Annotated in this window: 11 protein-coding genes; 6 read left to right on the forward strand and 5 right to left on the reverse strand. The window is 67.9% G+C overall.

The window, feature by feature from the left end:
- Nucleotides 1-97 precede the first annotated feature (97 nt).
- The 4 genes from F7R26_RS26075 to F7R26_RS26090 all read left to right on the forward strand — a co-directional run bounded on the left by F7R26_RS26075 (nucleotide 98) and on the right by F7R26_RS26090 (nucleotide 4,249).
- Nucleotides 98-349 carry a hypothetical protein gene (locus tag F7R26_RS26075; RefSeq protein ID WP_150991264.1) on the forward strand — a complete coding sequence of 84 codons (252 nt, stop codon included), beginning with the start codon at nucleotides 98-100 and terminating at the stop codon, nucleotides 347-349.
- A gap of 253 nt (nucleotides 350-602) precedes the next feature.
- Nucleotides 603-1,451: a presqualene diphosphate synthase HpnD gene (gene hpnD, locus F7R26_RS26080; protein ID WP_150991266.1), complete on the forward strand. Its 849-nt coding sequence runs from the start codon at nucleotides 603-605 to the stop codon at nucleotides 1,449-1,451.
- 93 nt (nucleotides 1,452-1,544) lie between these two features.
- Nucleotides 1,545-3,560, forward strand: a complete 2,016-nt coding sequence (gene shc / locus F7R26_RS26085) for a squalene--hopene cyclase (protein WP_150991268.1) — start codon at nucleotides 1,545-1,547, stop codon at nucleotides 3,558-3,560.
- 53 nt (nucleotides 3,561-3,613) lie between these two features.
- Entirely contained in the window at nucleotides 3,614-4,249 is a 636-nt protein-coding gene (locus F7R26_RS26090; RefSeq protein ID WP_241754776.1) for a phosphorylase, read from the forward strand.
- Between the two features lie 25 nt (nucleotides 4,250-4,274).
- Here F7R26_RS26090 and F7R26_RS26095 read toward each other — a convergent pair whose 3' ends face one another.
- Together F7R26_RS26095 and hpnN are read right to left on the reverse strand one after the other, a co-directional pair.
- Nucleotides 4,275-5,075 (reverse strand): MlaA family lipoprotein, encoded by an 801-nt coding sequence (locus F7R26_RS26095; RefSeq protein ID WP_150991272.1) that lies wholly within the window; start codon nucleotides 5,073-5,075, stop codon nucleotides 4,275-4,277.
- A 20-nt stretch (nucleotides 5,076-5,095) separates the two neighbouring features.
- Nucleotides 5,096-7,765 (reverse strand): hopanoid transporter HpnN, encoded by a 2,670-nt coding sequence (gene hpnN / locus F7R26_RS26100; RefSeq protein WP_150991274.1) that lies wholly within the window; start codon nucleotides 7,763-7,765, stop codon nucleotides 5,096-5,098.
- Between the two features lie 281 nt (nucleotides 7,766-8,046).
- Here hpnN and F7R26_RS26105 point away from each other — a divergent pair, with 281 nt between their 5' ends.
- Complete coding sequence (locus F7R26_RS26105) at nucleotides 8,047-8,694, forward strand: MlaC/ttg2D family ABC transporter substrate-binding protein (protein ID WP_150991276.1); 648 nt, start codon at nucleotides 8,047-8,049, stop codon at nucleotides 8,692-8,694.
- 110 nt (nucleotides 8,695-8,804) lie between these two features.
- On the opposite strand, the gene hpnH is transcribed toward F7R26_RS26105, so the two are convergent.
- Both hpnH and ispH read right to left on the reverse strand, forming a co-directional pair.
- A complete protein-coding gene (hpnH, locus tag F7R26_RS26110; RefSeq protein ID WP_150991278.1) occupies nucleotides 8,805-9,971 on the reverse strand; it encodes an adenosyl-hopene transferase HpnH in 1,167 nt (388 codons plus the stop codon).
- A gap of 33 nt (nucleotides 9,972-10,004) precedes the next feature.
- Entirely contained in the window at nucleotides 10,005-11,006 is a 1,002-nt protein-coding gene (gene ispH / locus F7R26_RS26115; protein WP_150991280.1) for a 4-hydroxy-3-methylbut-2-enyl diphosphate reductase, read from the reverse strand.
- Between the two features lie 158 nt (nucleotides 11,007-11,164).
- Between ispH and hpnA the strand changes: the two genes are divergently transcribed.
- On the forward strand, nucleotides 11,165-12,166 hold the full coding sequence (hpnA, locus tag F7R26_RS26120; RefSeq protein ID WP_150991282.1) for a hopanoid-associated sugar epimerase: 1,002 nt from the start codon (nucleotides 11,165-11,167) through the stop codon (nucleotides 12,164-12,166).
- Between the two features lie 36 nt (nucleotides 12,167-12,202).
- On the opposite strand, the gene F7R26_RS26125 is transcribed toward hpnA, so the two are convergent.
- Nucleotides 12,203-13,342 carry a glycosyltransferase gene (locus F7R26_RS26125; protein ID WP_150991285.1) on the reverse strand — a complete coding sequence of 380 codons (1,140 nt, stop codon included), beginning with the start codon at nucleotides 13,340-13,342 and terminating at the stop codon, nucleotides 12,203-12,205.
- Nucleotides 13,343-13,389: the final 47 nt, after the last annotated feature.

Raw genomic sequence — 13,389 nt, forward strand, 5'->3', positions numbered from 1 at the left:
CACGGCGCAAAAAAAATGCGCCGGTGCGTGCTCCAGGGCACATTAAACGGCCGTACCACGGGCCTACACTGGCGCCATCCCTTCGAGGAAGGCCGCCATGAACAAGCTGAGGTCCAGCCGTCTGCTCGATCGCATCTCGCCATCCGTGCTGGCCGACCTGCGCCGCATGCGCGCCGCCGCCGAGGCCGAGCGTGCCCTGGCCGCACAGGCTGCGGCAAGTGGCGCAGGTGCTGGAGGATGCGATAACAACCCGCTAAACGATGCCAACTACATCGAAATAGCACGCTACGATCCAAGGCGCGGCAAATTCGTGATGGAGCGCCGCCGCGCCAGCCCGCGCGTTAGATAGGCGCTTGCCAGCCAACCTGAACGCGGTGCCGCGCGCTTCAGGCCAGTGCATGGCCCGGCGGCGCTGGCGGTGGCCAGCACGGCACATCCCCCTCCAACCCCCTTCTTCGGCTGGCGGCCGAGCCCATGGCCGGAGTTGGTATAATCGCCCACTACCCCAAACATGCCGCCTGGCGCTGCGTGCCGGGCTGTGGCGACAAGCCAGGCCCAGGCAGCAAAGCAGCACGGCGGTCCAACGCGTGACGAGGAGTTACGTGGCCGGAACAGAAATCGCAGTGCAAACCGTCCCACAAGCGGGCCATGCCGTATCGTCCGGCAGCTCATTCCATACCGCTCTCAAGATCCTGCCCGCCGCGCAACGCGAGGCGATGTTCGAGATCTATGGCTTTTGCCGTGCGGTGGACGATATTGCCGATGGCGATGGCCCGCGTGCCACGCGCCTTGCCGGGCTCGACGCCTGGCGCACCGATCTTGCCGCGTGCTATGCCGGCACGCCGCCGGCGGCATTGCGCGGGCTGTCCGCCCAGATCCAGCGCTTCGGTTTGCAGCAGGAGGATTTCCTCGCCGTGATCGATGGCATGGCCATGGACGTGCACGCGGATATCCGCGCGCCGGACAACGCGACGCTGGATCTCTATTGCGACCGCGTGGCCAGCGCGGTGGGGCGCCTTGCCGTGCGCGTGTTCGGCATGGAGCGCGACGCCGGCGTCGCGCTGGCGCATCACCTTGGCCGCGCGTTGCAACTGACCAATATCCTGCGCGATATCGACGAAGACGCGGACCTGGGCCGTGTGTACCTGCCGGCCGAAGCGCTGCTGGGCGCGGGCGTGCCGATCGGCACGCCGCATGCCATCGTCGGGCATCCTGCCGTTGGCCGCGCGTGCCTGGACGTCGCGCAGCAGGCGCAGGCGTACTACGACCAGGCATTCGTCATCATGAACGCGGCGCCGCGCCGCACGGTCCGTTCGCCGCGCATCATGGGCGAGGTCTACCACGTGATCCTGCAGCGTCTGCTGGCTCGCGGCTGGGCCAGCCCGCGGGCGCGGGTGCGCGTGCCGCGCCCGCGATTGCTATGGATTTTGCTGCGGCATGGCCTCGTGTGAGGTGAATCCGCCGATTGACTGCCGCCCATGGCCGCTCACGGCCGCGTGCGGCATTGCCGTAATTGCGTTGTTGAAAAGAGGACATCGAAACCGATGAGCCAAGTTGCACTATCCCCCAATTCGAATGCGCCCGCGCATGCCGCGCCCGCGCCAGACGAGTTGGAAGGCACGCTCGACCGCGCGCTAGACGCCTTGCTGGCCAGCCAGCGGCCGGATGGCCACTGGGTGTTCGAGCTGGAGGCCGACGCCACGATTCCGGCGGAATATGTACTGCTGGTGCACTACCTGGGCGAGACCCCGGATACCGTGCTGGAAGCCCGTATCGCGCGCTACCTGCGCCGCATCCAGAATGCCGACGGCGGCTGGCCGCTGTTCCATCAGGGCCGCTCGGACATCAGCGCCAGCGTGAAGGCGTATTTCGCGCTCAAGATGATTGGCGACGACACCGAGTCGGAGCCTATGCGCCGTGCCCGCGCCGCCATCCACGGGATGGGTGGTGCCGAGGCCAGCAATGTCTTTACCCGCACGCTGCTCGCGCTGTACGGCGTGATGCCGTGGCAGGCGGTGCCGATGATGCCGGTGGAGATCATGCTGCTGCCGCTGTGGTTCCCGTTCCACCTGTCCAAGGTCGCGTACTGGGCCCGCACGGTGATCGTGCCGCTGCTGGTGCTCAACAGCCTGCGTCCCCAGGCCAGGAACCCGCGTGGCGTAGGCATCGACGAGCTGTTCATCCGTCCTTGCCAGGCAGCCCGGCTGGCCCCGCGCGCACCGCACCAGAAGCGCGTGTGGTTCGGCCTGTTCCGTGTGCTGGACGCCGGCTTGCGCGTGGCGGAGCCGTTGTTCCCCCGCAGCCTGCGCGCGCGCGCCATCGCCCGCGCCGAGAAGTTCGTGCGCGAGCGCCTGAACGGCGAGGATGGCCTGGGCGCGATCTTTCCGGCCATGGCCAATGCCGTGATGATGTTCGACGTGCTTGGCGTGCCGCGCACCGATCCCGATGTGGCGGTGGCCCGCGCCTCCATCGAGAAGCTGCTGGTGGTGCATGGCGACGAGGCCTATTGCCAGCCGTGCCTGTCGCCGGTGTGGGACACCTCGCTGGCCAGCCACGCCTTGCTGGAGGTGGGTGGCCCGCGTGCCGAGGCGGCCGTTGAGCGCGGCTTGCAATGGCTGCGCCCGCTGCAGGTGCTGGACGTGCGCGGCGACTGGATCGTGCGGCGCCCCGACGTGCGTCCCGGCGGCTGGGCTTTCCAGTACGCCAACCCGCATTACCCGGACGTGGACGACACCGCCGTGGTGGCGATGGCCATGGACCGCGCGGCGCGCACCGGCGCAGCCGCGCCGGCCGTGGCGCCGGCCAGCCATCGTTCACGCTACGACGAGGCTGTCAGCCGTGCGCGCGAGTGGGTGGCGGGCATGCAGAGCGGCAACGGCGGCTGGGGCGCGTTCGAGCCCGAGAACACGCATGAGTACCTGAACAATATCCCGTTCGCGGATCACGGCGCCTTGCTCGATCCGCCCACCGCCGACGTGTCGGCGCGCTGCCTGTCGATGCTCGCGCAGCTGGGCGAGACCGCGGCCAGCAGCCAAGCCTTCCGGCGCGCCCAGCGTTACCTGCTCGACGAGCAGATGGCCGACGGCAGCTGGTATGGCCGCTGGGGCACGAACTATGTCTACGGCACGTGGAGCGCGCTGTGCGCGCTCAATGCCGCCGGCATGGCGCCCGAAGCGCCGGAAATGCGCCGCGCCGCCGACTGGCTGATCTCGATCCAGAACGCCGACGGCGGCTGGGGCGAGGACGGCAGCAGCTACCGCCTCGACTACCAGGGCTACGAGACCGCGCCGAGCGTGCCGTCGCAAACCGCCTGGGCGATGCTGGGCCTGATGGCCGCGGGGCAGGTCGATCATCCGGCCGTGGCGCGTGGTGTGGACTACCTCATGCGCATGCAGCAGGCCGACGGCCTGTGGAGCGAGGCGCGCTTCACCGCGGTGGGCTTCCCCCGCGTGTTCTACCTGCGCTACCACGGCTACGCGCGCTTCTTCCCGCTGTGGGCGCTGGCGCGCTACCGCAACCTGCGCCGCGACGGCACGCGGGTGGTGGCGTGGGGGATGTGACGACGCCAAGCTCGCCGCAACGCCATGCCGGTCCCACGCTGGTGGTGACTGGCATGCGCTTCGAGGCCGGCATCGCCGCCGGCCCCGGCGTTGAAACCCTGCACGGCCTGCGCGCCGAAGCCTTGGCGCAAGGCCTGCGGCAACGCCTGGCGCGTCCCTGCGCCGGCGTGATCAGCTTTGGCGTGGCCGGCGGGCTGGACCCCGCGCTATTGCCAGGCCGGCTGATCGTCGCCTCCGCCATCCAGGATGGGACTCGATTGCGGCCCGTTGACGCCAGCTGGTCGCGCTCGCTTTCGCTTGCCTTGCCCGAGGCCATTTCCGGCGTGCTCGCCGGCGCTGACCAGGCTGTGACCTCGGTGGCGGCCAAGATGGCATTGCATGCGGCCACCGGTGCGCTGGCGGTCGACATGGAATCGCATATCGCGGCGCGTGTCGCCGAGGAATTCGGGCTGCCGTTCGCCGCCTGCCGGGTGGTGATCGATCCCGCGCAGCGGGAAGTGCCGCCCGCCGCGGTGGCTGGCATGGGTCCCGATGGCAGCACCGACATCTGGGCATTGCTCAAGGCGCTGCTGGCGGGGCCGGGACAGGTGCCGGACCTGATCCGGCTGGGCAGGGATGCGAGGCTGGCCAGGCTTGCGCTGCTGGCCGCCAGGGGCAGGGTGGGGATGGGGTTTGGCTTATTGGCTTAGGCCTGGGATAAGGCGCAAGTCAGGCTCAGGGCTTCTTCGCCTCGCCATCCGGCGTTTTGTCTTCCGTGCCGCCAGGCGCAGGCGCCGCGTTTTCGGCCGGCGCGTCGGTATCCTCATAATCCGGCAGCTTCCCGCGACCGCCCTGGATCAGGTACTGCCTGCGCTGGCGGTAAGCATCGCGCACAAAGCTGTACTTATCCAGCGCCGCCAGCGACAGCAGATCGGTCGCGCCAAGCGCATTGGTCCGTGCGTCCAGGAAGCCCAGGCCCCACAGGCCCCACTTCACGTTTTCATCGTTTACCCACGTGGTTGGGGACAGCTGGAAGTTCACATACAGCCCCACGCCGTCGCGGATCGAGCTGGGGCCGAACAGCGGCAGGACCAGGTACGGGCCGGCCGGCACGCCCCACACGCCTAGCGTCAGCCCGAAGTCCTGGGAGTGCTTGCTGATGCCGGCGGGCGTGGCGATATCGATCAGGCCGCCAATGCCCAGCACGGAGTTCACCGCCACCCGCATGAAGCTTTCCGCCGCATCCACGCCCTTGCCTTGCAGCAGGTTGTTGACCGTATTGCCGACGTCGGCGAGGTTCGAATAGAAATTGGTGACCGCGGTGCGCACCGGTTGCGGCGTGACGGCGCGGTAGCCCTTGGCCAGCGGCGTCGCCACGTACTCGTCGGCCTTGTCGTTGACCTTGAAGACAACGCGGTTGAGCGGCTCCAGGGGGTCGTCGGGGCTGGCTTGCGGGCCGCTGGCGCAGGCTGTGGCCAGCAGCGAGAACGAGAGCGCCGGCAGGAGGCGAGAGAGGCGAGAGTCGGGGTGAGTCATTGTTCTATGGAGACGAGACATCAATGGGCCGGGCCGGTGGCGGGGGCCGACCGCTCGCGCGGCCGCCCCATCAGGATCGGCTGAAAGAATACGGCACCGACCAGCGTGCAGGCTAGCGCGAGTGCCAGCAACTTGCCCATGCTGGCCGTGCCCGGATGCTGGGACAGCCACAGGCTGCCGAACGCGGCGGCGGTGGTGGCGGCGCTGAACAGCACGGCGTGCGTCAGCGGGGATTGCAGCAGTTGGGTCTTGCCTTCGCGCCACGCGATCACATAGTAGATCTTGAAGGCCACGCCGATGCCGAACAGCAGCGGCAGCGCGATGACATTGGCGAAATTGAGCGGAATGCCGAACACCACGCACAGCTCCAGCGTCACCAGCGCGGACACCAGCAGCGGCACCAGCGTGCGCAGCACATCACCCACGCGACGCAGCGTGATCCACAGCAGCAGCGTGATCGACAGCACGGCCCACACGCCGGCCTGGGCAAAGGCCGTCATGATGGTGTCAGCGGAGCCGCGGATCGAGATCGGGCCGCCAACCGCGGTGGGCTCGACGCGCTGGACGGCGTCGATAAAGCGCGTGAGCGCGGCGTCGCGCGCATCGCTGTCGCTGGTGCTGGCGGCGTCTGCCGGCTTGGCCGCGACGGGAAGCTTGGGGCTCACGCTGACGAGCGCCTGGCCATCCGGGGCAACCCAGTCGCGCACCAGTGCCGGTGGCAGGGTTTCGCGGGTGATCGGCTGTGGCGCTAGCGCGCGCTGCAGGCGCGCCAGCGCCAGGCGCAGCGGCTGGGCGATGGCTTGCTCGGCGCGTTCGCGGGTGGCCGCGTCCGCGGCGGCCAGCTTTCGCAGCGAGGCCGCCAGGCGCGCCGCCTCGGCGGCGCCTGGCCCGGGATGTTCGTCCGCGGCCAGCGCGAGCTGGCGTGCCGCGTTCTTGAGGGAATTGACGAGCCTGGCATCGTTGGCAGGGGTGGCCGTTGCCTGCGTCAGCACCGGCATCAGGCTGGCCGAGGCGGCGGCGATCAAGGCGAGCCGCGCCGGCTGGTCGTCGGGGATGAAGGTCTGCAGCGTGACGGTGCGCGAGACTTCCGGCAGCGCTGCCAGGCGGGCGGCGGCGGTCTGCGCGGCGGCCAGCGAGGGCGCCAGCACACTGACGTTGTCGGTGCCGGCCTGGGGCGCATCCTTGAGCGAGAGCAAGGTGGCCATCGACTCGGAATGCGGATCCTTGAGGTGCAGCGGATCGAAGTCGAAGCGCAGGTGCATCAGCAGCGGCGACCCCGCCAGAATGAGGGCGGCGGTTGCCAGCAGCACGGCCTTGCGATTGCGCTCGAAGAACTCGTCGGCGGGCGCCAGCCATTTGAAGCCAGGCACTTCGACCCGTCCCACTTCGTCCTTCGGGCGGAACACGGTGATCAGGGCGGGCAGCAGCGTGATGGTGGTGAGAAAGGCCACCAGCATGCCCACGCCGGCGATCTGGCCCAGCTCGGCCACGCCGCGATAGTTGGTGGGCAGGAAGCAGAAGAAGGCCGCCGCGGTGGAGGCCGCGGCCAGCGCCAGCGGCACACCGACTGCCCGTGCCGTGCTGGCCAGCGCGTCCGGGATGTCGGTATGCACATGGCGCTCGGCACGGTAGCGCACGCCAAACTGGATGCCGAAATCCACGCCCAGGCCGACAAACAGCACAGCAAAGGCCACGGAGATCATGTTGAGCGCGCCCACCATGGCCAGCCCGAGGGCGGCGGTGATGGCCAGTCCGACCGCCAGGCTGGCCAGCACGGCCAGGATCAGGCGCTTGGAGCGCAACGCCAGCCACAAGATCAGGATCACCACCAGCACCGTCAGCGCACCATTGAAGGCCGCGCCTTCCTTGACCGAGGCAAACTCGTCGTCGGCCAGCGCTTGCGAGCCGGTCAGGCGTACCTGGGCGCCGTAGCGCTGTGCCAGGCCCAGCTTGGTGGCCGTGGCACGGATGGCATCGGCGGCATCCGCGCCGGCCTGCAGGCCAGCGTAGTCAAGCACGGGGCTGAGCGCGACGAACGCCGTGGCGGGGTGGCCCGGGGCTGGCTCCTGGCTCGAATCCACCAGCCCGGTCCAGGACAAGGCGCCCGGCTTGCCAGCCAGCACCCGGTCGACCGTATCCGCGCTCTTGCCGAGCAGCTTGGCCATGTCGCTCAGCTTGACCTGCCCTAGTTGCAGCGGCAGCGACAGCGTGGTCGACAGCGTATCGGAAAGGCCGCGCAGGGTCGGGTCATGCGCCAGCGCGTTCAGGAGCGGCCGCGCCTGGGTCAGCTGCGACGTCACGTCGCGCAGCTTGGCGGTATCGACGAAGAGCAGGCCGTTGCGCTCGAAGAACTCGCCGCCGCCAGGCTGGCTGACGGCGCGAAAAAGCTTGCCTTGCTTGGCGAGCGCGTCGGCCAGTTCATTGGCGGCGGCGTCCGCCAGCTCGGGGGCCGGCGCCTGCAGTACCGCCAGGATCATCTGGTCGCGTTGGGGAAACGCGGCGCTGACGGCGGCATCGCGGCGCGCCCAGGGCTGGTCCGACTCGAGCAGGCGGCTGATGTCGGTATTGATGGCGAAATGGCCGGCCACATAGACGCCGCTGACGACGGTCAGCAGCAACGCCAGCGCGATGACGGGCCACGCGCGGCGGGTGGAAAACTGGACAATGCGGATGACCAACGACGTCAACATGGGCGATATAGGGAGCAGTAACGGTGTGGTGCGCAACGACGCGCGTAGTCAAAGGCGCAAAGCAGGGCGCAAAGTGGCAGCCGCGAGTATAACGGGACGGCACGGTGTGGCGCTGCGCGGAGCGTGCGCGCCGGTACGCTATACTGCCCCGGCACGTGCGCGCGGACCGTGCTGCAGCCTTGCAGCGGCGCCGCGCCGCGCGTTTCCTGTTTGATTTTCCTGGCAAGTCTGCCGGGCAATGCCGGCGGCGAACCGACTGGCATTTTCAGGTCCAAATTCGCATGAAGAAACACGGTATTGCTTTCCAGGCCCTCGTCCCCCTCGTTCCGCTTGCCGCCGTGGCCATGGTTTGCCCCGCGCAAGCGCAAACGGCCGACAGGTCCTCGCCGGACCGCCTGGTACGCGCGGCGGTCGAGGGCGTGATCGGCACCATCCAGTCCAGCCCCGACACCCGCAACGGCGATCTCGCCAAGATCACCGCGGTCGTGCAGCGCCAGTTCCTGCCGTACACCGATTTTGAGCGCACCACCCGGCTGGCGGTCGGCAGCGCCTGGCGCAATGCCACGCCTGAGCAGCAAAAGCAGCTCTACGAGCAGTTCCAGACCTTGCTGGTGCGCAGCTACGCGGTGTCGCTGTCGCAACTGCGCGAGCAGAACGTGAAGTTCAGCTACAAGCCGACGCTGGCCGCCAGCGGCGCCACGGATGTCGTGGTGGAGACGCGCGTGCTGAACAACGGCGACGAAATGCAGATCGATTACCGCCTGCAGCGCAGCGGCAACGGCTGGAAGATCTACGACATCAACATGATGGGCGCCTGGCTGATCGAGGTGTACCGCCGCCAGTTCGCCGATATCGTCGCGCGCAACGGCATCGACGGCCTGCTCAAGTACCTGGCCAACCACAACGCGCGGCAGTCCGCCGACGCCTGAGCCTGAGCGCCGGGCCTGAGCCGGCGCATCAGCGACAGCGTCAGACAAAAAAGGCTCGCTCCCGGGTACCACGCGTACCCGGGAGCGAGCCTTTATGCATTCCGGCGTGCCTAGTGCGCGGCAGCTTTGCGTGCCGCGGCGTCGTTGGCTGCCTTGGAAGGCTTCGAGCGGCCGATCTCTTCGAGCTTGATCTCGACGTGCTTCGAGAACACGTACTCGGCCGGGCGCTGCTTGGTCAGGTCGATATCCGGTGCCATCGGACCCGATGTACGCACGCCACGCAGGCTCACGCCCAACGCCTTGAGCGGGTGGGCGATGGTGTCCGCCACCGCGGTGGCCTCGAAACCGCTATGGACCATGCAGTCGGCGCACTTCTCGTAGTTGCCCACACCATAGGCGTCCCAGTCGGTGCCTTCCATCAGTTCCTTGAAGGTGTCGACGTAGCCTTCACCGAGCAGGTAGCACGGACGCTGCCAGCCAAACACGGTGCGCGCCGGATTGCCCCAGGGCGTGCACTTGTAGGTCTGGTTGCCGGCCAGGAAGTCCAGGAACAGCGTGGACTGGCTGAACGCCCAGTTCTTGCCGGCGCGGCCGCGCGACAGGATGTCGCGGAACAGCTGGCGGGTCTTGCCGCGGTTCAGGAAGTGCTGCTGGTCGGGTGCGCGCTCGTAGGCGTAGCCCGGCGAGACGGTGATGCCGTCCACGCCCATGGCCTTCACGGAGTCGAAGAAGCGGGCCACTTTTTCCGGCTCGGCATCGTTGAACAGCGTGCAGTTGATGTTGACGCGGAAGCCGCGCTTCTTGGCCGCCGCGATGGCTTCGACGCAACGGTCGTACACGCCTTCCTGGCTCACCGAGCGGTCGTGCATCTCGCGGTCGCCGTCCAGGTGCACCGACCAGACGAAGTACGGGCTCGGCTCGTACTGGTCCAGCTTCTTTTCCATCAGCAGCGCATTGGTGCACAGGTACACAAACTTGCGGCGCGCAATGATGCCCTTGACGATGGTGGGCATGTCCTTGTGCAGCAGCGGCTCGCCACCGGCAATGGACACCACCGGCGCGCCGCATTCGTCGACCGCGCCCAGGCACTGCTCGACGGACAGGCGCTGGTTCAGGATGGGATCCGGATAGTCGATCTTGCCGCAGCCGTTACAGGCCAGGTTGCAGCGGAACAGCGGCTCGAGCATCAGCGCGAGCGGATAGCGCTTGTTGCCCGAGAGGTGCTGCTTGACGACATAGGCGCCCACGCGGGCAACCTGCAAAAAGGGAATGGCCAAAATGTACTTCCTTGTTATAGGGGCGCCCGGGCGTTAGCCAGCGGCGGTTTGCGGGTCTGGCTGCGGCGCGGCTTCGGCGGTGGCCGTGCCGGCTGCCTGCCTGCGTGGCGACGGATCGGCCAGCTCGGCCGGCAAGCGGAATTCGGCGTGTTCCTCGCGGCCGTCCATGACCGACACGTCCACCGGCCCGAGCTGGCGCAACGTGGCGATCACGTCATTGACCATTTCCTCGGGGGCGGAGGCGCCGGCCGTGATCCCGACAACTTCGACGCCGCGCACCCACTCGGGGTTCAGTTCGCTGCCATCGGCAATCAAATAGCTGGGCACACCGCTCTCCGTGCCGATTTCACGCAGGCGGTTGGAGTTGGAACTATTGGTGGCGCCGATCACAAGGATCACTTCCACCTGCTTGGAGAGCTCGCGCACGGCGCTTTGGCGGTTTTGCGTGGCGTAGCAGATGTCACGCGTATCCGGCCCGACCAGATTGGCAAAACGCCGGCTCAGGGCGGCAATTATATTACGTGTGTCGTCCACGCTGAGCGTTGTCTGGGTCACGTAGGCAACCGGGGTGTCCGCGGGCAGGTCGAGCAGGGAGACTTCCGCTTCGCTCTGCACCAGGATCACCTTGCCGGGAATTTGCCCCATCGTGCCCTCGACCTCCGGATGGCCGGCATGGCCGATCAGGATCACGGTGCGGCCACTGGCGGCGTACTGGCGCCCCTGGGTGTGGACCTTGATCACCAGGGGGCAGGTCGCGTCGATCGAGTGCAGCTGGCGGGCCTTCGCATCGCTCTCGACATCCTTGGAGACACCATGCGCGCTGAAGATGGTGACGGCGCCGGTCGGCACTTCGTCCAATTCTTCCACAAATTGCGCGCCTTTGCGTCTCAACCCTTCGACCACGTGCTTGTTGTGCACGATTTCGTGTCGCACGAACACCGGGGCTCCGTGTTTGACGAGGGCACGGTCTACAATCTCGATCGCGCGCACCACACCAGCACAAAAACCACGGGGTTGAGCAAGAATCACCTGCATAAAGATAGGCCCCCCGACCCAGTCAACGGGTTCAGCATAAGTTGATATTCCGGAATCACTTTCCCGTCATACGGTGGTTACTATATACCGGTGCCGCAACCTTTGCCTGGCACCTGGCTACGGCCAGCAACACTTTGAGGGTTTTTTCGGTGGGTGATATGAGTTCAGGGGACTACGTCCTGGTAACCGGCGCATCCGGCTTTCTCGGCTCGGCAGTGGCGCGGCAGGCACTGGCGCGCGGTTTTCGCGTGCGGGCGATGGTACGCGCCGGCAGCCCGCGCCGCAACCTGGAGGGCCTGCCCGTAGAGATCGCCGAGGGCGACATGCGCGACGCGCGCGCCATGCAAAGCGCGCTGCGCGGGGTGCGTTATCTCTTCCACGTGGCGGCGGACTACCGCCTGTGGGCGCCGGATCCCGAGGAAATCGTGCGCACCAATGTGGCTGGCACCGAGACAGTGATGGGGGCGGCACAAGCTTGCGGGGTCGAGCGCATCGTCTACACCAGCAGCGTGGCTACCCTGCGCGTGGCGGGCGCCACCGCGCCGGTGACGGAAGAGGCCGCCATGGCCGGCCATGAGGCAATTGGCGCCTACAAGCGCAGCAAGGTGCTGGCTGAGCGCGTGGTGGAGCGCATGGTGACCCGCGACGGGCTTGCTGCCGTGATCGTCAACCCCTCCACGCCGATCGGTCCGCGTGACGTGCGGCCCACGCCCACCGGGCGCATCATCGTAGAGGCCGCCACCGGCAAGATTCCCGCCTTCGTCGATACCGGCCTCAACCTGGTGCACGTGGACGACGTGGCCGAAGGCCATATGCTGGCCCTGGCGCGCGGCGTGACCGGCGAACGCTACATCCTCGGCGGGCAGGACGTGGGCCTGCAACAGATGCTGGCCGATATTGCGGCCATGACGGGGCGGCGTGCCCCCACCATGCGCTTGCCGCGCTGGCCGCTTTACCCGCTCGCCTACGCGGCGGAGGCGGTGGCGCGCATGACCGGCAAGGAGCCTTTCCTGACGGCGGACGGCCTGTCGATGTCGAAGTACCGCATGTTCTTCAGCTCGGAGAAGGCCCGCCTGGCGCTAGGCTATCAGGCGCGGCCTTATCAACAAGGGCTGAGCGAAGCGCTCGACTGGTTCCGTAGCGCTGGCTACCTGGGATAAGCGTCGACGGTCGGCCCCGACGGTCAGTCCTGACCATCAGCCCCGTTGGGGCGCCTGCGCGCGTCCCTTCCACTGGCCGCCTTTGCGCAGCCAGTAGCGGCGCGCGGAGTCGACCGTGGCGCCGAGGTAGAACAACGCCGTCACCGGCAGCAGGGGGGCCAGCCAGAGCGGCTGGCGGTATTCACGCAGCATCGGTACGTAGGCCAGCGCCATGGCCAGCCAGGCCGCCCATGCCGGCCACAGCCGCAGGCCGCCGCCCAGCGCCAGCAAGGGCGGCGCCAGGTAGGTGAGGACCATGCCGGCCACGGCGCCGGCCAGCAGCAGCGGCGAGTAATGCAATTGGGTGTAGGCGCTGCGGGCAATCATGTCCCACAGGCTGCGCCAGTCATCGTAGGGGCGCACGGAAATGCTGTCGTCGGCCAGGTCAAGGCGGATCGAGCCACCTTGCTTGATGCAGGCAGCCAGGCTGCAGTCATCGATCAGTTCGCCCCGGATCGCGGCAAATCCGCCAATGCGGGCCAGCGCGGCACGGCGCGCCAGCATGCAGCCGCCGGCCGCCGCCGCCACGCTGCTGCGCGGATTGTTCACCCGCGCAAACGGGTAGAGCTTGGCAAAGAAGAACACAAAGGCCGGGACGATCAGGCGCTCCCACCAAGATGCGCAGCGCAGCCGCACCATCAACGACACCAGGTCCCGCTGCTCATGGGCGGCGCGCGCCACCAACCGGGCCAGCACGCCATTGCCGTGATGGATGTCGGCGTCCGTCAGCCATACCCAGCCGGCTCCGGGCGCTGCCTTGTCGGCGGCGGCGAGGCCCTCGGACTGCGCCCAGACCTTGCCGCTCCAGCCGGCCGGCAGGTCGCGCGCCGTGATCACGGTCAGCGCATCCGCTTTGCCCAGCGCAGCCGCTGCGCTGCGCGCGAAGTCGGCGGTGCCGTCGGTGCTATGGTCATCCACCACCACCAGCCGCAGCGCAGCGGGATAGTCCTGGCCCAGCACGCTGGCGACGGCGCCGCCAATCACGTCCGCCTCGTTGCGAGCCGGGATGATGGCGACCACCTCAGGCCATTGCGCGGGCGCGGGCGCGGGGCCGGGCTTGCGCACTCGCCAGAAGCCGGCACGGCCGGCAAGCAGCACGCACCAGATGGCGAGCGAGATCAGGGACAACACAAACATCTCAAAAAACTCCAGGACAGGATGGGTAGGGCAGCAACGGCATCAGC

The sequence above is a fragment of the Cupriavidus basilensis genome, assembly GCF_008801925.2.
Lineage (GTDB): Bacteria > Pseudomonadota > Gammaproteobacteria > Burkholderiales > Burkholderiaceae > Cupriavidus > Cupriavidus basilensis.